Consider the following 20,692-nt stretch of genomic DNA (forward strand, 5'->3'; position numbering starts at 1 on the left):
TAACAAAAAGCAGCAGCGGCTCGCTTAGAATGCGAGGAGGATGGAGCTCCTGACTTAGAGGCGATTTTTGCCTCGCTGGAAGGCGCGAAGCCACCAGAGCTGAATTGTACTTTTATCTCCTTTTGTTTCACTCGGCACGAAGAGAAACAAGGCCTTAACCGCTTCTACGCATGATCGGACACTCTCTTCCACCTAGAAAGAAAGGCTTTCTTTCGTTTTATATTATTTCTCCACTGCTCCTTACTTCCATTTTCATCATGCAAAAAAACTTGGCAGCGCCAAGTTTCTTATTTATTCCTTATCAAGAAGTAAATGTTTTCGCTTTATTTAATATGCGGACTGCATCTAAAGACAATAAAGAAAGCGTATTATCTTTTTCAAGTTCCACACAATCTTTTACAATATGAAATCCGACGCCATATCCCAGCATCTTTGGGTACATTTGCACTCCATTTAATAAATAATCATGCTCCCTTGTTCCTCTCTGAATATCTTTTCTGTTTTTTACAATCTTCTTCCAATAATGAATCGCTTCTTCTTTTGTAAAGTACGATGTCCATGGTGCATAACTCTTTTCTGAGTGCCTTTCATACACCGCTTGCTCTGCAAGCCCTTCCATTATCATCGTATCAAGTAATGTATAATCCTTTTCTGTCTTTTCAATTTGGTGTAACCGGCATATATGATGATATTCATGTGTAAGTAAAGCTTTTAATTCCTCTACCGTATTTCGCCCACATACGAATAAGAAAATCACGTGACGCATTGTTAAGCCGGATTTTCCATTATATTCTGTTTGCACAGTGCGATTATATGAATCTGATAATAAAATAAAGACAGGGACATCCGGGCCTTGCAACCAGTTCTTAAGTTCTTCATACTCCTTGGCAAGCTCTTTCCAAATCTGTTTTTCCTCTAACTGCTCAATCTCCTTTTTTCCTTCCATCACTGGTCGATACATACCTTTAGAAATTAAAAAACGATATAATCTTTCTTTTGGCAATGGAATATATTTTGTAAACTTCTCACAAAGTTTTTCTGGGCGTCCATAATAAAGATGCAACCAATCTGCAGTTTGAATAATCCCCATCTTCACCTCTCCCCTCTCTTCTATACATATGCAAGAAAAGGAGCGAACGCGAAGTGATGAAGTGAAACTTTTGATTGGCTTTGATTTGTTTCGAATTGCACAGCTTCATCTTTCCTGCATGTGCTTGCTGAAGGGAACTTCTGTTGGAGCACTGTTAAACTGAGGAGAAAAGGCGGGTATAAGAATTATAATTTGGTTTTTGTTCATACAAGCAGGCCCCTCAAAAAAAGAGCCTGTTTGTCGACAATCAAACATTTAATCCTTGTCAAAATGAGAGTACGGGAGTAACCCTTCTAAAAAAGTTTGGAAATCGTCCGCTAAGAACGTAATGATTGGATCTTGATAATTTTCTACATTCACATGAATTACTCTTGGTTCGCCTTGTTTTCCGCACTCGCTATAGTCTAACAAAACAGCATCGTGTCCAGCTGTAGGCGATTCTCCTACATATATACAAGAAGGCGGATATTCAAATTCCTCTAACATCTAAATTCCCTCCGTATCAATTCCATGCTCTCCACCAATGCCATAGAATCCTGCTACGTAAATATGATCCTCAGCCCAAGAGGTAGGTACGATAGTAGGAAAACAATTCTGTACAGGTGTACCACCATTTTGCGATTTGATTAAGCAAATGTAGGAATCTGGTAATTTATAACCTAATTTTTCTTCTGCAATCCGAATCAATTCATTTGTAACTGGATTTGGGTTTACGAACTCATCAGAGTCCTCCCAAAAGGTATGCAATGTGTTCACCATGTGAGTTTCACTTCCTTTTCATCGTGTGCTTTTTCTTTATACCCCAACCTGATAACTAAAAGGAACATCATGTTTTTGACATTTTTATAAAATTTAGAATGACTTCTGTTATATGTAACATAGGTATCTTGTTGTTTCCTTCCATCATACCGTTCATTATAAAAAAAGAGAAGAATAAGATAAATGAAAAAAGCCGATCGATTCTACGTATGATCGGACGCTCTTTCCCACCTAAAAAAGGGTGTTTTAAGAAACAACCCCTTTGCTGCTTCTCAAAACACCCTCTTACTACAATATATTATTGATACTTTTTAAATACTAATACTGCGTTATGGCCACCGAATCCTAATGAGTTACTTAAAACCGTACGTACTTCTTGATGTCTCGCTTTGTTTGGTACGTAATCTAAATCACATTCTGGATCTGGTGTTTCATAGTTAATTGTTGGCGGAATTACGCCATCTGTAATCGATTTAACAGAGAAAATCGCTTCAACAGCACCAGCTGCTCCTAATAAGTGTCCAGTCATTGATTTTGTAGAGCTAATTGCTACTTTATATGCATGGTCACCAAATGTTTCTTTAATTGCCATCGTTTCGTATTTCTCATTCGCATCTGTACTTGTGCCATGGGCATTAATATAATCGATATCCTCCGGCTGAAGACCTGCATCTGCTAATGCTTGACGCATCGCACGAACACCGCCCTCACCGCCAGGGGCAGGCATTGTAATATGGAACGCATCACCTGTTGCACCATACCCAGCAATTTCAGCATAAATATGCGCACCACGTGCTAATGCATGTTCTAACTCTTCAAGGATAAGAATACCTGATCCTTCTCCCATTACAAATCCACTTCTGTTTTTATCAAATGGACGACATGCTGTTGCTGGGTCTTCATTAAATGTTAATGCTTTAGCTGAACTGAATCCAGCAAACGCCATAGTTGTTAACGGCGCTTCTGCTCCACCTGTAATCATCGCATCTGCATCACCACGCTGAATCACTTTAAAAGCATCACCAATTGAGTTTGCACCTGATGCACAAGCTGTTACAGAGCAAGTATTAATTCCTTTTGCACCTGTTGCAATCGATACTTGACCAGCAGCCATATCAGGGATCATCATTGGTACGAAGAAAGGACTAACGCGGCGTGCCCCTTTTTCTGTATAGATTTTAAATTGCTCCTCGTATGTTTCCATACCACCGATTCCAGAACCAATCCATACCCCGATACGCGGGCCGTTTTCTTCTGTAATTTCTAATTTCGCATCTGCAACAGCCATTTTTGCTGCTGCCACAGCATATTGTGTAAAGCGATCCATACGGCGTGCTTCTTTTTTATCTATATATTTCTCGACTTCAAAGTCGTTAATTTCCGCTGCTACTTTTGCAGGAAATTGTTCAGGATCTAAGCGTGTAATACGTCCGATTCCAGATACACCCTTTTTAATGTTATTCCAAGCTGTCTCAACATCTGTTCCAATCGGCGTAACAGCTCCTAATCCTGTAATTACAACACGCTTCTTTTCCATACAAAATACACTCCTTTTTTCTCTCAGTCCTTATTTACCCCAACGAAGAGCAACTGCTCCCCATGTTAATCCGCCACCAAAGCCAACTAATATGATTAAATCACCATCTTGAATACGTCCATTTTGCAATTCCTCTACGATCGCAATTGGAATTGAAGAAGCTGACGTATTTCCGAACTTTTCAATCGTTGTACTCATTTTCTCTTGTGGTAAATTTAATCGTTCCCTTGCCGATTCCATAATGCGAATATTCGCTTGGTGCGGAACTAAAAAGTCCACATCTTCTTTCGTAAGACCAGCTTTTTCAATAACGCGAAGACAAGAGTCACCAAGTTGACGAACAGCAAATTTAAAGACTTCTCTACCATTCATCATAACATATTCATCTTGATAAAGATGCTTGCCACCACTTCCATCTGCTCCTAATTCAAATGAAAGAACACCTTTCCCTTCTGAAACAGCTCCCATGACAACAGCACCTGCTCCATCTCCAAATAATACTGCTGTATTGCGGTCGTTCCAGTCAACAATTTTAGATAGTTTATCACTACCAACTACTAATATATTTTTGTAAGTTCCAGTTTGAATAAATTGCTGCGCTGTAATCATTCCGTACATAAATCCAGCACATGCCGCACTTAAATCCATCGCCGCTGCATGCTTAGCACCAATTTGTTCTTGAATCACGCAAGCAACTGCTGGGAAAGATTGATCTGGCGTTACCGTTGCCACCAAAATAAGATCAATTTGTTCTCCACTAATTCCTGCATCTTCAAGTGCTTTCTTGGCAGCTTCTACCGCCATATATGAAGTATCTATTGTATCATCGGCAATGCGTCTTTCTGCAATTCCCGTTCTCGTACGAATCCATTCATCTGATGTATCCATTATTTTCTCTAAATCCTGATTAGTGACTACTTTTTCTGGCACATATCTCCCAATTCCTAAAATGCCTACGTTCACATCGCAGCCCTCCGCTTTATATCAATTATTATGACTTGGTACTAATTCTAAAACATAAATGTTTATTTGTCTAGAATATATTTCTAAGTAAAAAAATAAGGCCGACATATTGTCGACCTTATTTTCCCGCTTTTCCAAGTTCATATGCTTCATCCATTACTTTCATTAATAGCTCTAGTACTGGTTGTGCTTTTTCCATATCAAGTGCAATCCCATTATCATCTAAAATTGCCTTTGCTTCTGGCAGGTGTTTCATAGCGATTTGTAAAAACTGCATATTTTTTTCATTCATAGTTCTTCATCCTTTCCATAAAGGAGTAACAAACTCCTTATTTCTACACTAGTTTACCATGTGTTTTGTCCTTCGTATAACTCTTTATATCGTTTTAAATGTGCCAGTTGTTTATTTAAACCGAATTCTAACGGTGTGTTTTTCTCAATACTAATACTCTTTATCGCTTCTCTACTTTCCTCTTTAACAGTTTTCTTCACTTTATCCTCGGCATTTAAAAGCATAATTCCTTTCTCCCATAAATTCTTTTTACCACTGACCATATTATATACCCCTAAATTTTCTACACTTTTGCCTTTTTTCCATAAATATTCACACACATCTTCTACATAAAGAAGATCCGCTCCATTTTCATTTTGGGCAAGTTGATATTCCTTTTCCATAATTTCAGAAAGAATGAGCCTATGGTACGTCATAAAAGAAGGTTGCCATGGGCCATATAAAACTGGAACACGTAGAATACTATAATGGATATTTCCCTTTTCTACCTCTTCCTCTACTTTCATAAATAACCGTTTATTTTCAGATTCATCTTCCATATTTGCTACTTCAATAGAAGAAAGTAGATTTAGCTTCACTTTCTTTCTCTCGCACATATGGATAACACGTTTCAAATATTGTAAAATGATTCGTTCATTCCGAAATCCATTTTGCTGATTCGGTTCACATAAGCAAAAGTAAGCCGCATCAAAATGGTCGGTTTCTATCGTCTTCCATCCATTTTCACCTCTTATAGACGAATATACAAACAGAGCATTCCGGCCAATTAAATATAACTTTTCTTCACTTACCTTTGACATACTTTCTAGATCAGCAAAATCAAGGCCATACACTTCCACTTCTTCCGCAAGCATTTTATTTACAAGATGAAAGCCTACAAACGAAAGTGCCCCTATAATCAGTACGCGCTTCATGTCACCAATCCTTTCCCTCTCTAAACAAATAGCTCCTCATCTATGTATATTGGAGCTTCATAAATCTTCCTCATACTTTTTAAAGAAACGACATGTATGTTGAACCATTTTATATTTTACATCTTGTAAATGAAACGATAATGATGTCTCACAATTTTCATTTATTCGCTTTTTTTCATATTCTCGTAACAACTGCTTACGCGCTTTTTTTTCTTGGGTCGGTACAAATATTTTTACAGGTACACAAGAAGGTAAATAAGAAAAGGACTTCTTGGAAATTTTCTCTTCTAACAAAGCTTCCTTCACATCATACGCAAGTGATAACTCTCTCACTAGCCTTTTATAGAAAAATTTGTGCTCTTTCTCAAATTCCACATGTGCAGGCAAATCTAAGCATGGAGTAAGCATCACCACAGATCGGACACACTCTGGGTACCGATTCATCATTTCAAGAGCCACAAGTGCTCCCATTCCATCTGCAATGATATGAATTTGTTCGTTTAGTGTTTCTTTCTTCATCACAACATGATACAATCGCTTCGCTAAACGAACCGATTGATCATTCCCCCAATGCCTTCCGTATAAATTAGATGAAAAAACCGTATATCCATTCTCTATGAGCCCATTTAAAAAATGAGCGCGCCCCGCATGCTGCATCCATAAACTTGTACCATTCTCAATAAAATAATTGTAATCACCAAGTAGCATGACACCGAATCCATTTGGCTTCTCTGGTAAATAAATTACACACGGTTCTTGCTCTAAGTAAAAAAAACGTTCCGTAACACTCATTATTCTCCCGCCTTATTTTCTAAACATAAAAAACTACTCTTTTATAATGTATGAACAGAATCCGAATTTGCGTTGAAAAATCCACAAATATTTTTCTATATTCTGTTTTCAATTGTGTTACAATAAGGACAGATTGAACGAATAGGGGTGTGAAAAGATGCGTGTAATTTGGGCCTTTATTTGGTCGTTTATGCTTGTACATATGATGAGCTACGTAATTAGCTCTATGACTGGCGGTGTATACGATTTCGCGCTAGCGTCTAAATTCTCAATTGTTCTTGCTGTACTTGTAATGGCAATTGCTGCTGCAATTCCAAACGAACCAGTAGAACAACACTAATAAAAAGAGAGTCCGGATTACATCCGAACTCTTTTTTTACTCTACATGAATAACTAATTCATTGTTCCCTACATCAACAACGACATGATTATTATCTGTAATCGTTCCTGCAATTAATTCTCTTGCTAATTTCGTTTCAATTTGACGCTGTACATATCGTTTTAATGGGCGTGCGCCATACATTGGATCAAATCCAGATTCTACAACAAATTCTTTTGCAGCTTCTGTCAATTCCACCGTGATATGACGATCTACTAAACGTCCTTGCAATTCTTTCACAACTTTATCAACGATGCCTTTAATTTCATTTGTTGTAAGTGGTTTAAATAAAATAATTTCATCCACACGGTTTAAAAATTCAGGGCGGAAATGTCCTCTAAGCTGCTCCATAACAAGCTCTCTTGATTCTTCTTTAATCGCACCATCTTCTTGTAAACCTTCTAGTAAATAGCCTGAACCAATATTTGATGTCATGATAATAACTGTATTTTTGAAATCTACTGTTCGTCCTTGTGAATCTGTAATACGCCCATCATCTAACATTTGTAATAAAATGTTGAATACTTCTGGATGCGCTTTTTCAATTTCATCTAATAAAATAACGGAATACGGTTTACGACGCACTGCCTCTGTTAATTGTCCACCTTCCTCATAACCTACATATCCAGGAGGAGCCCCAATCAAGCGAGACACAGCATGTTTCTCCATGTACTCAGACATATCAATACGAATCATTTGTTCTTCACTATCAAATAAAGATTGTGCTAATGTTTTGGCAAGCTCTGTTTTCCCTACACCTGTAGGGCCTAAGAAGATAAATGAACCGATTGGACGATTTGGATCTTTAATACCCGCGCGAGCACGAAGAACTGCATCTGCCACAAGACTCACTGCTTCCTCCTGTCCAATCACGCGTTCTGATAAAATTTGCTCTAAGCGCAGCAGTTTTTCACGTTCCCCTTCTACAAGCTTGGCAACTGGAATTCCTGTCCAGCGTGAAACAATATTTGCAATTTCTTCTTCACTAACTTCCTCACGAAGCAGTCGGTTTTCTTGCTCATTTCCCGCTCCATTTTCTTCCGCTTCTCTTAATTCTTTTTCCACCGCTGGAATCTTACCATGACGAAGCTCTGCTGCTTTATTTAAATCATAATTCCCTTCTGCTTCTTCTAGTTCACGACGTAAACGTTCCAGGTGTTCTCTTAAGTCACGAACCTTATGGATTTCTTCTTTTTCTTTTTGCCACTGCGCTCGCATCCCATTTGCAACTTCTTTTAAATCAGATAATTCACGTTGCAATGTTTTTAATCTTTCTTGACTACCACGGTCTGTTTCTTTTCCTAAAGCAGCTTCTTCAATTTCTAACTGCATAATGCGGCGCGTTACTTCATCTAATTCTGTTGGCATGGAATCAATTTCTGTTCGAATTGTTGCGCACGCTTCATCGACAAGATCAATTGCTTTATCTGGTAAAAAGCGATCGGATATATATCGATCGGACAATACAGACGCCGCTACAATCGCACGGTCATGAATATTTACACCATGATAAATTTCAAAACGCTCTTTTAAACCACGTAAAATAGAAATCGTATCTTCTACTGTTGGCTCTTCTGCTAACACTTGTTGGAAGCGACGTTCTAACGCCGGATCTTTCTCAATATATTTTCGGTACTCATCTAAAGTAGTCGCTCCAATACAGTGCAGTTCACCACGGGCAAGCATTGGTTTTAGCATATTCCCTGCATCCATGGCTCCTTCTGTTTTACCCGCACCGACAATTGTATGAAGCTCATCAATGAATAAAAGAATGCGTCCTTCACTTTTTTTAATTTCATTTAAAACAGCTTGCAAACGCTCTTCAAATTCACCGCGGAACTTGGCACCTGCCACAAGTGCACTCATATCTAATGCAAAGATTGTTCTATCTTTCAATCCTTCTGGTACATCTTTTCGCACAATTCGTTGTGCCAATCCTTCAACAATCGCTGTTTTACCAACCCCAGGTTCACCAATTAAAACAGGGTTGTTTTTCGTTTTACGAGAAAGGATACGGATGACGCGGCGGATTTCGCTATCACGCCCAATGACAGGATCAATTTTCCCCTGTTTTACTTCAGCTACTAAATCACGACCATACTTTTCTAATGCTTCATATGTTACTTCTGGATTTTGACTAGTCACTCTTTGGTTCCCCCTAACTTCCATTAAAGACTGTAACAATGTACCCTTTGTAATATGGAACTTTGTAAATAGCTGATGTATACCACCTTTTTCCTCGCAAAATGCGAGCAATACATGTTCCACTGAAATATAATCATCTTGCAGTTTTTTCGCTTCAGACTCTGCTCTCACAAGCAGTTGCTGCAATAAGCTCGTCACATATAATTTCCCTGCTTCTGCTCCGCTTCCAGTTACAGAAGGCTTCTTCTTAATTAAACTTTCTACACCTTTCGTTAACTCTTCTATATTAACATTCATTTTTTGAAAGATACGCACCGCTAATCCATCTTGTTGTTTGAGTAATGCAAGTAATAGATGCACAGTATCTACTTCTTGATGATGATGGGATAACGCTAAAGACTGGGCACTCATAATCGCTTCTTGTGTTTTTGTCGTCATTTGATTTAAGTCCATTTTCACAAACCTCCAAACATTTCAACCTTCTTGATGTTTGACCTTTTTTGATTTTTTGACTTTCTTTGACCTTTAACTTTATTATACTCCTGTTCCCTTTTTTATACAATAAATTTAACTCTATATTTCATTTTTTTGAAAAACATATAAAAACCGCAGCTTATCACTGCGGTTTTCTTTACGGTTTTCTTTTATATGTCCACTGACGATTTTGATTCGAATTCTCAGGAAACCTTTCACCAGCAGTTAATTTTACCATTTGTGGATCTTTCACCATACTTCCTGTTTCACCAATTTCTACATAAATCCCATCATTCGGTGCCTTCTGTCCAGAACGAAACCTACGATTTTGTCCCATCTTCATTCTCCTTCCATGACATCCTTACACCGTTAGTATGTCCATTTTCGGAAAAGCTTTTCTGTTATGTTTAGGAAACGGGTCATATTTTTGATTACCGTTCATATGTATGAATTTACATATGAACGCAGGAGAACAAGCATCATTCATTGAAAAAAAAGAAACCGACCTATTCCAGGCCAGTTCCAAAGGAGAGTCAAACATATACGAGAAGATTACGTTTTCATTATACGTCTTGCTTCACGGGTAATGTAACCCCTTTCACAAATTGTACAAAATGTAAGAAACATTATTTGAACTTTCGAAAAAATCATTGACTTTTCTAGTTTTTAATAGGAAATAGTGGACACTACCCTGTTTTGCGACGTAAGATGAATATATAAAGAAACTTCCTTTCACGGTTGTTTCTCTATACACTTTCCAACCTCTTATTTCTGCATATTAAAACGGAAATACAGATAGATACAAAAATTTTTCATAAGAGGTGAAAACATGAAAAAACAACATTTAATCGCATTAGATTTAGACGGCACTTTACTTACAGACAATAAAATCATTTCCGCACGAACAAAGAAGACAATTGAAAAAGCGAAAGAACAAGGACATGTTGTTGTCATTTCAACAGGACGTCCATTTCGTGCCAGTCACGCTTATTATAAAGAACTTGGTTTAAATACGCCTATCGTTAACTTTAACGGTGCTTACGTTCATCACCCGCTCGATGCAAATTGGGGAACGCACCATTCTCCTCTCGAACTTTCCACTGCACAAGAAATCGTTCGCGCTTGCTTCGATTTTGGTGTTAAAAACATTTACGCTGAAGTAATGGATGATGTATATGTTCGCGAAATTGATGAAGATAAAAAACATATCTTTGAATTCGGATCTCCCAATATCTTCACAGGAGACTTGCTAAACATTTTACAAGATCATCCAACCTGCTTATTAATTGATGCACTTGATGAACATTCAACTGCTATTCGCAGGCATTTAACTGATATGCATGCTGAAGTGATTGATCACCGCAAATGGGGTGCTCCTTGGCCGATTATTGAAATCGTGAAAAGCGGCCTCAATAAAGCAGTTGGGCTCCAAAAGATTTCCCGTCATTATAACATCCCAAGAGAACGTATTATTGCCTTTGGTGACGAAGATAATGACTTTGAAATGATTGAATACGCAGGTCATGGAATTGCAATGGGAAATGCGATTCCTGAATTAAAAACATTAGCCAATCACACAACATTAACAAATGAAGAAGACGGAATTGCCCTTTATTTAGAAGAGGTTCTTGGATTGTAATCTAAAAATTCCCTACTTATAGTTTCCCGCAAAACGCCCATACTATAACTAGACACAGCGATGTGTCAGTTATTTTCTGCTAAATAAGGGGGAATTACGAATGGGTAAAAAGAACAAGTCAAAACGTTTCACCCAACAAGGGGCCGATGCTGTTATGAAGCACGCTGAAAGATTCCCTTACCGCGGTACATTAGCTGATGCAGAAAAAGAACGAAACAACTCTTCTCTCGGAGGGGTTTAAATGGGCAACCTACTATTTCAGCAAGCGCGAGATGCTGTTTCAGATGCTGTTTCTTGTTCAAGCAGCACCGAGCAGCAGGAACTCGTTTATAAAGCAAAAAATGCTTTGCAATCCGCTTACGCCAATTCTTCAACTGCTGAGAAGGTACAATTGCGCGAGATGCAACAGCAATTGCAAAACATCACTAACGCACATTAAAATAAGAGGACCGATTCCCGGTCCTCTTTAATCTTTCCGAAACAATCCAAATACGCCGACTGTTTGAACTACATTTGTAAATGCACCAGGATCTACTTGTTTAATAATTCGCTCTAGTTCATATAGCTCATAACGGGTAATTACAATCATTATCATTTCTTTATTTTCATTTGTATACGCTCCTGTAGCTGGTACAGTTGTAATTCCCCTTACTAAACGAGATTGAATCGCTTGTCGTACATCTTTACCATTTTTTGTAACGATAAATGCTGTAATTTTCACATGACGGGTATGAATCGCATCAATAATTCTGGATGATACATACAATGTTACTAACGTGTATAACGCCTTTTCCCATCCATACAAATAACCAGCTGCAATAATGATAATCGCATTAAAGAAAAAGAAATATGTTCCGACGGGCTTATCTTTTATTTTCGACAAAATCATTGCGATAATATCTAAACCACCTGTGGAAGCTCCCCATTTCAAAGCAATTCCTACTCCTATCGCCGAAATGAGACCACCAAAAATAGCATTCAATATAATATCATTAGAAACTGCCTTTACTGGTATGATTTCTAAAAACAGTGTCATAAATACAACGCATAGAAAACTAAATAACGTAAAAGCTTTTCCAACCTTTTTCCACGCTAAAATAACAACTGGAATATTAAATAAAGCAAAAAGTACCCCTGTTGATATGTGAATCGATGCAAAATCACCTAATACTTGCGAAAGTAATTGAGATAATCCCGCGAAACCACTCGCATATACTTTTGCTGGTGTTAAGAACAAGTTCATTCCAATTGCATTTAATAAACCGGCAATGATAACAACAATGAGTTTTTTCGTTAATTCAGCATAATTTAATTTGAAATCCATCTCCCAGCCCACCTTTATAGATAATGCATTTACGATTACATTGTATACATAGTCTTTACGAAAATGGAAATGATAAACATACAACTGTTTAGAAATGGAGTTGATATGTATGCCACATACGAGCGATAATGACAAAAAAGCACGCGATAACAACGCAAAACGCACAGAAAAAAACGAGCAAGAACAAAAAAATATCTCACAAGGAAAGCGTGCATATTCTAAAAAAACAGATCACCTTTAATTATTTTGTACATCAACAATCTTGTTGATGTACTTTTTCATTTCATAAAAAAACATCTCAATTTCACTTCTTGTTCACTTCTCTATTTTACAATAATAACAACATAATTAGATGAGGTGTTAGTATGAAAAGAAAACAACTATGGATAGCAACAGCTGCGCTCGGAACGTTAATGCTGTCTGCTTGCGGCCCAAAAGATAACTCAGAGGCGATTGCAACATCAAAAGTCTCGACCATTACAAAAGGTGATTTTGACAAGCAGTTAAAAGAACGGTACGGAAAAGATATGTTATATGAAATGATGGCACAAGATATCATGACAAAAAAATATAAAGTATCCGATGACGAAGTCGATAAAGAATTTAAAAAAGCAAAAGACCAGTTTGGTGATCAATTCAAAACGGTACTAGAAAGTAACCGTCTAAAAGATGAAGATGACTTTAAAAATCAAATTAGATTCAAATTAGCGATGGAAAAAGCTATTAAGGAAAGCATTACAGAGAAAGATGTAAAAGCAAACTATAAGCCTGAAATTAAAGCTAGTCAAATTCTAGTAAACGATGAAAAAACAGCAAATGACATTAAGAAACAACTGGATGAAGGTGCTTCATTTGAAGAGTTAGCAAAACAACAGTCACAAGACCCTAGTTCAAAAGATAATGGCGGAGATCTAGGATACTTCGGTCCAGGTAAAAAGGTATCTGAATTTGAAGAAGCTGCTTACAAATTAAATGTCGGTGAAATTAGCAAACCTATTAAATCATCACAAGGTTACCACATTATTAAGCTTACCGATAAAAAAGAATTAAAACCATATGACGAAGTAAAAGATTCCATCCGTAAAAATCTAGAAGAAGAGCGGTTAGCAGATCAAACTACTGGCCAAAAAATATTATTAGACGAATTCAAAAAAGCTGATATTAAAGTAAAAGATAGTGATTTGAAAGATACATTCTCTCGCCTTTTTGGACAACAATAGAAAAGGGCGATAGAGTGAGTTGATAGAAAAACACAAGGACAAAAAACAGGAGCCTGCTGACTCCTGTTTCCAAACACTCTGAAAATCCGAACAAGTTACACGCTTGTTCGGATTTTTTTTATTTCTTAAAGTACGTCCAACCGTCTTCTTGATAAACTTTTTCTTCTTTCATCAACTTACCAAGTGCACGTTTAAATGCTGCTTTACTCATATTAAAACGTTCTTTAATGTCTTCTGGATGACTCTTATCCCAAAACGGCATTGCCCCGCCGCGGCTCTCCATATACTCATAAATCACCGCTGCATCATCTTCCATTCCCTCTTCTTTACGCGGAAGAAGTGAAATATTAATCGTACCATCATCTTTCACATCAATAATACGGCCTGTTACGCGCTCACCAATACGAACTTGCTCTTTTCTTTCTGTATGATGTAAAAAGGCACGGAAATGTTCATCTGTTAATACAAATGAACCGACTTGAAGTGAGCGATACACACGTCCGTTCACATTTTTATTACGCATAGATGGCGTTGCATCTACAATAATCTCTTGCATATCTGAATCTCTTGCTGGAAGAGCAATTAGGCGGCCACGATTTGTTAATTTTAATGTACAATACAATTCGTCGCCCTCTTCTGGCCAAACTGGTGTATAAATCGGGAACTCATCAGCTGGGATCAAGATATCTTTAGAAACACCGATATCAACAAACACACCTAAATCAGGTTTTACTTCTACAACTTTTACCCAGTTCCAATCATGTACTGTAATTACCGGCGTCTTCATTGTTGCAGAAATTCGCTCTTTATGATCAAGGTATAAAAATACATCAATCGTATCGCCTTCTTCGATTTCTCCTGCTACTTCATTCTTATGTAGGAATACTTCTTCATAACCATCCTCATCGTCAAATCCGACCATATATCCTATTTCCGTTTCTCGTAAAACAGTTACCTGTTCAATCGCTCCTGGCTCTAAATACATATATTTTAATTCCCTTCTATATATAAAGTTATATTTTTATCATTCCAAAGAAACTTCATTATAACACGATTTTTCCTTTATTTGTCCAACTGACCAAAATTCACTATAATAGAAGATGGAATTTAATTTGGAGGTGCTTACTATGGCAAAAGATAGTTCTTTTGACATCGTTTCAAAAGTAGAATTACCAGAAGTAACAAATGCTATTAACATCGCATTAAAAGAAATTCAAAATCGATATGATTTTAAAGGAAGCAAAAGTGATATTAAATTAGAAAAAGAAGTAATCGTTTTAACTTCTGATGATGAATTTAAATTAGAGCAAGTAAAAGACGTTCTTATTTCAAAACTAGTTAAACGCGAAGTACCAATCAAAAACTTAGACTACGGAAAAGTAGAAAACGCTGCTGGTAACACAGTACGTCAACGTGCAACGTTGCAACAAGGTATCGATAAAGAGAACGCTAAAAAAATTAATAACATTATTAAAGATTTAAAATTAAAAGTAAAAACACAAGTACAAGATGATCAAGTACGTGTTACTGGAAAAAGCCGTGATGACTTACAAGCAGTCATTGCAGCAATTCGCGGTGCTGATTTACCAATCGATGTACAATTCATTAACTATCGCTAACAAAACAACTCCATAAGAGTGCGATAACAGACATAATCACCGTTTTGCAGGTGTTACGAAAGAAGTAATCCCAGTGCATAACAGTCCTATCCATACAATATGTTTAAATACTGATTTTTTTAATCATCATGAACTAACAACAATAGGTTCTGGTTGGGAATGAAAAAACACATCCCAACCAGAACAACTACAATAGATGACGACTGCATTTATAAAATAGAATTCATTACTTTCATCGGCCGATTTCTCTTATACATTCATAAATGGCACAGAAAAAGAATCTAAATTTAATCCTACAGAGAGTTTTTATTAATCAGTAATAGTTACTACAGAATTTGCGTTAATTCTGTATTCAAAACTCGTTGTGCAGTAATAATAACACCCTCAGGAGTTACTCCATAAACACTGTATATGCCACCGTTTTGATTAGGAACAATTTCAACTTCATATTGAGCTGCTTGCCCCGAAGTAGAGTGAACTAAACTTAGAAATAAAATAGCAGAAGCATTAGCAGGTACAGAAAAGTTTCTCTGTTCAATTAATGCTCTTGTACCATTAAGCTTAAAAGATCGAACTACCCCAGTAAGTGTACCTCCAGTACGATTGAGGATTTTAACCCTAGCTTCATTTGCATCATTAGGCTGATTTCCTACGTTTTCAATTGGCCCAGTAGTGAAAGGCATTTTAAATCCACCTCCTATTAACTAAAAAGATTCATAACCTGCAGATTACAGGGAATTTTTATTAATCAGGAATAGTTACTATAGAATTTGCGTTAATTCTGTATTCAAAACTCGTTGTGCAGTGATAATAACATCATGAGAAGTTACTCCATAAACACTGTATAAGCCACCGTTTTGATTAGGAACAATTTCAACTTCATATTGAGCTGCTCGCCCCGAAGTAGAGTGAACTAAACTTAGATTTACAAAAGCAGAAGCATTAGCAGGTACAGAAAAGTTTCTCTGTTCAATTAATGCTCTTGTACCATTAAGCTTAAAAGATCGAACTACCCCAGTAAGTGTACCTCCAGTACGATTGAGGATTTTAACCCTAGCTTCACTTGCATCATCAGGCTGATTTCCTACGTTTTCAATTGGCCCAGTAGTGAAAGGCATTTTAAATCCACCTCCTATTAACTAAAAAGATTCATAACCTGCAGATTACAGAGAATTTTTATTAATCAGGAATAGTTACTACAGAACTTGCGTTAATTCTGTATTCAAAACTCGTTGCGCAGTAATAATAACACCCTGAGAAGTTACTCCATAAACACTGTATATGCCACCGTTTTGATTAGGAACAATTTCAACTTCATATTGATCCGCTTGTCCCGAAGTAAAGTGAACTAAACTTAGAACTACAAGAGTAGAAGCATTAGCAGCTACAGAAAAGTTTCTCTGTTCGATTAATGCTCTTGTACCATTAAGCCTAAAAGATCGGAGTACCCCATTAAGTGTACCTCCAGTACGATTGAGGATTTTAACCCTAGCTTTCCTTGCATCATTAGGCTGATTTCCTACGTTTTCAATTGGCCCAGTAGAGAAAGGCATTTTAAATCCACCTCCTATTAACTAAAAAGATTCGTAACATGCAGATTACATATTCATAATATTCAATGTCACATTAGAATGTTTTAAACGAATTCATCAATTCTTTAAAAAGATACATCCACATTTTTTTCGCTGTAGGAAATCTCACAAATACCTTTCCCGCTTCTATATACGCTATCAATCTGATCCGCAAAATTCTAAAACAATTCCACCTTCATTCATCCTACATTACTACTAAAAAACATATATTCTCGTCATAATGTCCACTGTCGCATTTGTAATAGAATAAATAAAAAAGTGCACTACTCATGAATTAGTAGTGCACTAGAGAATATATATTATCCACGAATAGAAGAGATATACCATCACTCTATCCACTTTCACTTTACAACGTAGAAGATTTTTTCTTCTTTACAGCAATTAAAAAAGCAAGAAACAACACATTTACACCAACTAATAAAGAGATAAAAGGCCAATTGCCCCCTGTTTTTTCTCTAACTTGATATACATTCGCTTCTTCTCGCTTCAATACGAGATAATACTTCCCATCTTCTTCTCTAATAATCTCATCTTCCAATAATCCCTTTAATTCTTGATTTTCTCTTATCTCATTTGCCGTAAGCGAGACTTTTTGCGTCTCTTTTGTGTTGTTAATTGCAACGAGTGTTACTTCATCTTTATACTTCCTTTTCAGCACACTCATTCCAGCCTTATCATATAACAACTCAAACGTACCATGACGGAGAGATGGCAACTTTTGACGCAACTCTCCTAATCTTGTTATATACTGTAAAAATTTTTCATCAGTTTTAAAATCCATTAACCTATGATTATCTGGTACTCCTCCGCCATCAAGCGCAATCTCTGTACCGTAGTAAACAATCGGCACCCCTGGTGATGTATATAAATAAGCAAGAGCTAATTTTAAACGTGCTGGCGGATAATATGCGTTCTCTTTCGCGATTCTGACAAATCGCTTTGTGTCTTGACTATCTAAAAAAGCACCTGTTACTTTACCATTTTCTATTAAACTAGCGTCATAAAGCGGTTTAATAGATGTATCTGGTTTCGTAAAGATATCCGTTATGTACTCATAGTATCCACTATGTATATTCTCTTCCCCATCAGTCATAAATAGGAAATCTTTTTTCATTCCTCGAACACTTTGTTCTACTTCATTTAAAAAGGTACGAGATATTTCTTTACTATGCATAAGATAAATTCCATCTATGTTCGCTTCTTTCATCCACCATTTTATCGAATCAATAAGCGTTTCCTGCTCTTTTTCTACAGCAAATTGAAAGACCACTTTCATATCTCGCTTATGCGCTTCTTGCATAAGCTGTTTCACATCTTGCAGTGATCCAAAATGCTCATTCACTTTTTGAAAATCAACCGCACCACGCCCATCATACGTTTCGCTTTTAAAAATTGGCGAAAGCATAATCGTGGTAAATCCCATATCCTTTATATAATCCATTCGCTTTATTATTCCTTGTATGTCTCCCCCTTGATATCCTTCTAAATTCCCTACATTAAGCTCTTTATCATTTTTTGCGTCTCCATTATTAAAACGATCAATCATAATAGAGTAAATCACTTCATCTTGCCACTCTCTTTTTTCTTCCGCCAATGCGTACCTAGGCGCTAAAAAGACCAATACCATACAAAAACAAATGAACATTCCTCTTTTCCACATAATATCCCCCAACTTCTTTCTAATTGTAAGAATAGTATATCAACTTTCCAAACAAACCGCACTTACACAAATAACATGTCAAGTTTTCTTACATATAATTTAAAATCTTCTGAAAAATACGTTGATTTTTTATTAATTATTGAATATGATATGAAAAATAACATCATACGTAATATTTTATAACATTATAGGAGGGACAAAGAATGAATATGGGAGATACTGTGTTTTTATTTTTAGCGACGGTAATGGTAATGATCATGACGCCAGGTCTAGCACTTTTTTATGGCGGAATGGTTCGTAGCAAAAATGTACTGAGCACAACGATGCATAGCTATAGCGCAATGGCAATCGTTTCTATCCAATGGATTTTTATCGGTTATTCTTTATCATTCGGCCCAGATTGGAACGGCATCATCGGTTCGCTCGATTGGTTCGGTTTACAAAACGTCACCTACACACCAAATCCAGACTACTCCACTACTATTCCACACAATTTATTTATGATGTTTCAACTTATGTTTGCAATCTTAACACCAGCATTAATTTCAGGAGCATTTGCTGAACGAATGCGTTTTTCCGCTTTTCTCATTTTCATTCTTCTTTGGACTACAATTGTTTACAACCCTGTTGCCCACTGGGTATGGGGCGTTGGCGGATGGCTTCGCGAACTTGGAGCATTAGATTTCGCTGGCGGTAACGTTGTTCATATCACATCCGGCGTTGCCGGGCTTGTACTAGCGATTTTTCTCGGCAAGCGAAAAGACATAAACGGACCTTCCCCTCACCATCTACCCTTTACACTTTTAGGCGCAGGCTTACTATGGTTTGGGTGGTTCGGATTTAACGTTGGCAGTGCCCTTACACTAAACGACGTAGCACTGACTGCATTCATTAACACAAATACAGCAGCTGCTGCTTCAGCTTTAACATGGATCCTAGCAGAGTGGTGCTTTCAATCAAAACCAACTGTAATGGGCGCAGCTTGCGGTGCTGTATCAGGTCTCGTTGCTATTACACCAGCTTGCGGATTCGTCACTCCACTTTCCGCTCTTTTAATCGGAGCAATCGGAGGCGTCCTTTGCTTCACAGCCGTTTTCTTTTTAAAACATAAACTTGGATATGACGATGCACTTGATGCATTCGGCTGTCACGGCATCGGCGGAACATGGGGCGGTATTGCAACTGGACTATTTGCAACGACTTCTGTAAATAGCAGTGGTGCTGATGGATTATTTTACGGAAATGCCGCGCTTCTCTTTAAACAACTGGTCGCAATTGGAGCGACTTATGCTTTTACAATTGTAATGACGTACACCATTATTAAAGGAATTAGTTTCTTCCTTCCCGTCCGCGCACATGAACATGAAGAGCAAATAGGGCTAGACATTTCGATGCACGGAGAGAAGGCATATGAATATACCGAGAAATCGGTAAGCCAGTGATAAATATACAAAAAAGAGATATATCCCCTTTCAAATAGGATATATCTCTTTTTCAGCTATAACTACATAAGTTATAACATTCTAATTCCTCTAAAAAACTTATCTATCATCCTCCCTGCTTCTAAATTAAATAGTTTATATAGTTTTTCCTATCAATTACATATATCTCCAATATTAGCAAACCAGCCAGATGGATTGCGGAATTTTCAAAAGCATTGGACAAGTACACTTCCTTATTCTCTCTTCTTACATAGATTGATAGTAACAAAAGAAAAGGAGGGATATGAATATGGGATACTATTATAAAAAACACGATGATGAGTGTCATAAACATTTCGAGTTTAAATGCAAATGTCGTAAAAAATACTACGATAAATACGAAGACGATTACAAGAAAAAGTGCCACGATAAATATGAAGACAAGTATGAGAAAAAGTACGAAGATAAGTACGAAGACGACTATTACTTCAAATGTCGTTGTCACAAGGAAAAATACTACAAAAAGCAAGAAAAGTACTAGAGAACAAACCCAAAGACGACTGGTTTGATGTGCACCCCAATTGTTAGACACACTTAACAATTGGAGGTGCACTTTTTTATGAGTAAGTTTTCTTCTAAAGAAAAACTACAAATAGTAAAACAATATTTTGATGGGGTAGATGGCGGGAAAAGAATCGCTAAATCTCTAGGGATTCATTCTAGTATAATTTATCAGTGGATTAAACAATATGAGGCCTTTGGGGAAAAAGCTTTTGAAAAGCGCTATACAACTTATTCGCTTCAGTATAAACTAGATGTGCTTAATTATATGGAGAAACAAGGGACATCTATGAGAGAAACGGCGGCAATTT

Annotated in this window: 26 protein-coding genes; 10 read left to right on the forward strand and 16 right to left on the reverse strand. The window is 37.0% G+C overall.

The window, feature by feature from the left end; all coding sequences use genetic code 11:
* Positions 1-301: 301 nt before the first annotated feature.
* The 8 genes from BLV40_RS20325 to BLV40_RS20360 form a co-directional block, all read right to left on the reverse strand.
* Positions 302-1,090: a DUF2268 domain-containing putative Zn-dependent protease gene (locus BLV40_RS20325; RefSeq protein WP_090693284.1), complete on the reverse strand. Its 789-nt coding sequence runs from the start codon at positions 1,088-1,090 to the stop codon at positions 302-304.
* A 255-nt stretch (positions 1,091-1,345) separates the two neighbouring features.
* Positions 1,346-1,576: a hypothetical protein gene (locus BLV40_RS29445; protein ID WP_244525430.1), complete on the reverse strand. Its 231-nt coding sequence runs from the start codon at positions 1,574-1,576 to the stop codon at positions 1,346-1,348.
* Entirely contained in the window at positions 1,577-1,849 is a 273-nt protein-coding gene (locus BLV40_RS29450; protein ID WP_244525431.1) for an SMI1/KNR4 family protein, read from the reverse strand. It abuts the gene before it with no gap.
* Positions 1,850-2,147: 298 nt separating this feature from the next.
* Positions 2,148-3,386, reverse strand: coding sequence for a beta-ketoacyl-ACP synthase II (fabF, locus tag BLV40_RS20340; RefSeq protein ID WP_026590459.1), 1,239 nt, complete (start codon positions 3,384-3,386; stop codon positions 2,148-2,150).
* A 30-nt stretch (positions 3,387-3,416) separates the two neighbouring features.
* Positions 3,417-4,349 carry a beta-ketoacyl-ACP synthase III gene (fabH, locus tag BLV40_RS20345; RefSeq protein WP_026590460.1) on the reverse strand — a complete coding sequence of 311 codons (933 nt, stop codon included), beginning with the start codon at positions 4,347-4,349 and terminating at the stop codon, positions 3,417-3,419.
* Between the two features lie 118 nt (positions 4,350-4,467).
* Positions 4,468-4,641 (reverse strand): ComZ family protein, encoded by a 174-nt coding sequence (locus tag BLV40_RS20350; protein WP_026590461.1) that lies wholly within the window; start codon positions 4,639-4,641, stop codon positions 4,468-4,470.
* A 53-nt stretch (positions 4,642-4,694) separates the two neighbouring features.
* A complete protein-coding gene (locus tag BLV40_RS20355; protein ID WP_090693290.1) occupies positions 4,695-5,555 on the reverse strand; it encodes an NAD-dependent epimerase/dehydratase family protein in 861 nt (286 codons plus the stop codon).
* 57 nt (positions 5,556-5,612) lie between these two features.
* Positions 5,613-6,347 (reverse strand): alpha/beta fold hydrolase, encoded by a 735-nt coding sequence (locus tag BLV40_RS20360; protein ID WP_090693293.1) that lies wholly within the window; start codon positions 6,345-6,347, stop codon positions 5,613-5,615.
* Positions 6,348-6,504: 157 nt separating this feature from the next.
* On the opposite strand from BLV40_RS20360, the gene BLV40_RS20365 reads away from it, so the two are divergent.
* Entirely contained in the window at positions 6,505-6,687 is a 183-nt protein-coding gene (locus BLV40_RS20365) for a YjzD family protein (RefSeq protein ID WP_016113766.1), read from the forward strand.
* Between the two features lie 36 nt (positions 6,688-6,723).
* Here BLV40_RS20365 and clpB read toward each other — a convergent pair whose 3' ends face one another.
* The gene (gene clpB, locus BLV40_RS20370; RefSeq protein WP_090693296.1) at positions 6,724-9,324 is read right to left on the reverse strand and encodes an ATP-dependent chaperone ClpB; all 2,601 of its coding nucleotides are present in this window, start codon (positions 9,322-9,324) and stop codon (positions 6,724-6,726) included.
* A 178-nt stretch (positions 9,325-9,502) separates the two neighbouring features.
* Positions 9,503-9,682 carry a YjzC family protein gene (locus BLV40_RS20375; RefSeq protein WP_026590465.1) on the reverse strand — a complete coding sequence of 60 codons (180 nt, stop codon included), beginning with the start codon at positions 9,680-9,682 and terminating at the stop codon, positions 9,503-9,505.
* Between the two features lie 492 nt (positions 9,683-10,174).
* Between BLV40_RS20375 and BLV40_RS20380 the strand changes: the two genes are divergently transcribed.
* The 3 genes from BLV40_RS20380 (at position 10,175) to BLV40_RS20390 (ending at position 11,423) form a co-directional block, all read left to right on the forward strand.
* Positions 10,175-10,984, forward strand: a complete 810-nt coding sequence (locus tag BLV40_RS20380) for a Cof-type HAD-IIB family hydrolase (RefSeq protein WP_026590466.1) — start codon at positions 10,175-10,177, stop codon at positions 10,982-10,984.
* Between the two features lie 100 nt (positions 10,985-11,084).
* On the forward strand, positions 11,085-11,225 hold the full coding sequence (locus BLV40_RS20385; protein ID WP_003195901.1) for a hypothetical protein: 141 nt from the start codon (positions 11,085-11,087) through the stop codon (positions 11,223-11,225).
* On the forward strand, positions 11,226-11,423 hold the full coding sequence (locus tag BLV40_RS20390; RefSeq protein WP_026590467.1) for a DUF3813 domain-containing protein: 198 nt from the start codon (positions 11,226-11,228) through the stop codon (positions 11,421-11,423).
* A gap of 27 nt (positions 11,424-11,450) precedes the next feature.
* On the opposite strand, the gene BLV40_RS20395 is transcribed toward BLV40_RS20390, so the two are convergent.
* Positions 11,451-12,308 carry a YitT family protein gene (locus BLV40_RS20395; RefSeq protein WP_090693300.1) on the reverse strand — a complete coding sequence of 286 codons (858 nt, stop codon included), beginning with the start codon at positions 12,306-12,308 and terminating at the stop codon, positions 11,451-11,453.
* Positions 12,309-12,417: 109 nt separating this feature from the next.
* Here BLV40_RS20395 and BLV40_RS20400 point away from each other — a divergent pair, with 109 nt between their 5' ends.
* Together BLV40_RS20400 and prsA are read left to right on the forward strand one after the other, a co-directional pair.
* Entirely contained in the window at positions 12,418-12,549 is a 132-nt protein-coding gene (locus tag BLV40_RS20400; protein WP_081810956.1) for a DUF3941 domain-containing protein, read from the forward strand.
* A 124-nt stretch (positions 12,550-12,673) separates the two neighbouring features.
* Entirely contained in the window at positions 12,674-13,528 is an 855-nt protein-coding gene (gene prsA / locus BLV40_RS20405; RefSeq protein WP_026590469.1) for a peptidylprolyl isomerase PrsA, read from the forward strand.
* 118 nt (positions 13,529-13,646) lie between these two features.
* Here prsA and BLV40_RS20410 read toward each other — a convergent pair whose 3' ends face one another.
* Entirely contained in the window at positions 13,647-14,513 is an 867-nt protein-coding gene (locus BLV40_RS20410) for a CvfB family protein (protein ID WP_090693303.1), read from the reverse strand.
* A 142-nt stretch (positions 14,514-14,655) separates the two neighbouring features.
* Between BLV40_RS20410 and BLV40_RS20415 the strand changes: the two genes are divergently transcribed.
* Together BLV40_RS20415 and BLV40_RS29455 are read left to right on the forward strand one after the other, a co-directional pair.
* Positions 14,656-15,147, forward strand: a complete 492-nt coding sequence (locus BLV40_RS20415; RefSeq protein ID WP_026590471.1) for a YajQ family cyclic di-GMP-binding protein — start codon at positions 14,656-14,658, stop codon at positions 15,145-15,147.
* 67 nt (positions 15,148-15,214) lie between these two features.
* Positions 15,215-15,310: a hypothetical protein gene (locus BLV40_RS29455; RefSeq protein WP_090693307.1), complete on the forward strand. Its 96-nt coding sequence runs from the start codon at positions 15,215-15,217 to the stop codon at positions 15,308-15,310.
* Positions 15,311-15,473: 163 nt separating this feature from the next.
* Here BLV40_RS29455 and BLV40_RS20425 read toward each other — a convergent pair whose 3' ends face one another.
* The 4 genes from BLV40_RS20425 to BLV40_RS20440 all read right to left on the reverse strand — a co-directional run bounded on the left by BLV40_RS20425 (position 15,474) and on the right by BLV40_RS20440 (position 18,399).
* Positions 15,474-15,830, reverse strand: a complete 357-nt coding sequence (locus tag BLV40_RS20425) for an ATPase (protein WP_090693311.1) — start codon at positions 15,828-15,830, stop codon at positions 15,474-15,476.
* Positions 15,831-15,908: 78 nt separating this feature from the next.
* On the reverse strand, positions 15,909-16,265 hold the full coding sequence (locus tag BLV40_RS20430; protein WP_090693316.1) for an ATPase: 357 nt from the start codon (positions 16,263-16,265) through the stop codon (positions 15,909-15,911).
* A gap of 78 nt (positions 16,266-16,343) precedes the next feature.
* The gene (locus BLV40_RS20435) at positions 16,344-16,700 is read right to left on the reverse strand and encodes an ATPase (protein WP_090693320.1); all 357 of its coding nucleotides are present in this window, start codon (positions 16,698-16,700) and stop codon (positions 16,344-16,346) included.
* A gap of 385 nt (positions 16,701-17,085) precedes the next feature.
* Positions 17,086-18,399 (reverse strand): alpha-amylase family glycosyl hydrolase, encoded by a 1,314-nt coding sequence (locus tag BLV40_RS20440; protein WP_244525433.1) that lies wholly within the window; start codon positions 18,397-18,399, stop codon positions 17,086-17,088.
* 203 nt (positions 18,400-18,602) lie between these two features.
* Here BLV40_RS20440 and BLV40_RS20445 point away from each other — a divergent pair, with 203 nt between their 5' ends.
* Together BLV40_RS20445 and BLV40_RS20455 are read left to right on the forward strand one after the other, a co-directional pair.
* The gene (locus BLV40_RS20445) at positions 18,603-19,841 is read left to right on the forward strand and encodes an ammonium transporter (RefSeq protein WP_090693323.1); all 1,239 of its coding nucleotides are present in this window, start codon (positions 18,603-18,605) and stop codon (positions 19,839-19,841) included.
* Positions 19,842-20,439: 598 nt separating this feature from the next.
* Positions 20,440-20,692, forward strand: a 253-nt coding sequence (locus BLV40_RS20455) for a helix-turn-helix domain-containing protein (protein ID WP_139265583.1), incomplete at its 3' end; no start/stop codon positions are given.

The sequence above is a fragment of the Bacillus sp. 166amftsu genome (assembly GCF_900107445.1).
In the GTDB taxonomy this organism is placed as follows: domain Bacteria; phylum Bacillota; class Bacilli; order Bacillales; family Bacillaceae_G; genus Bacillus_A; species Bacillus_A arachidis.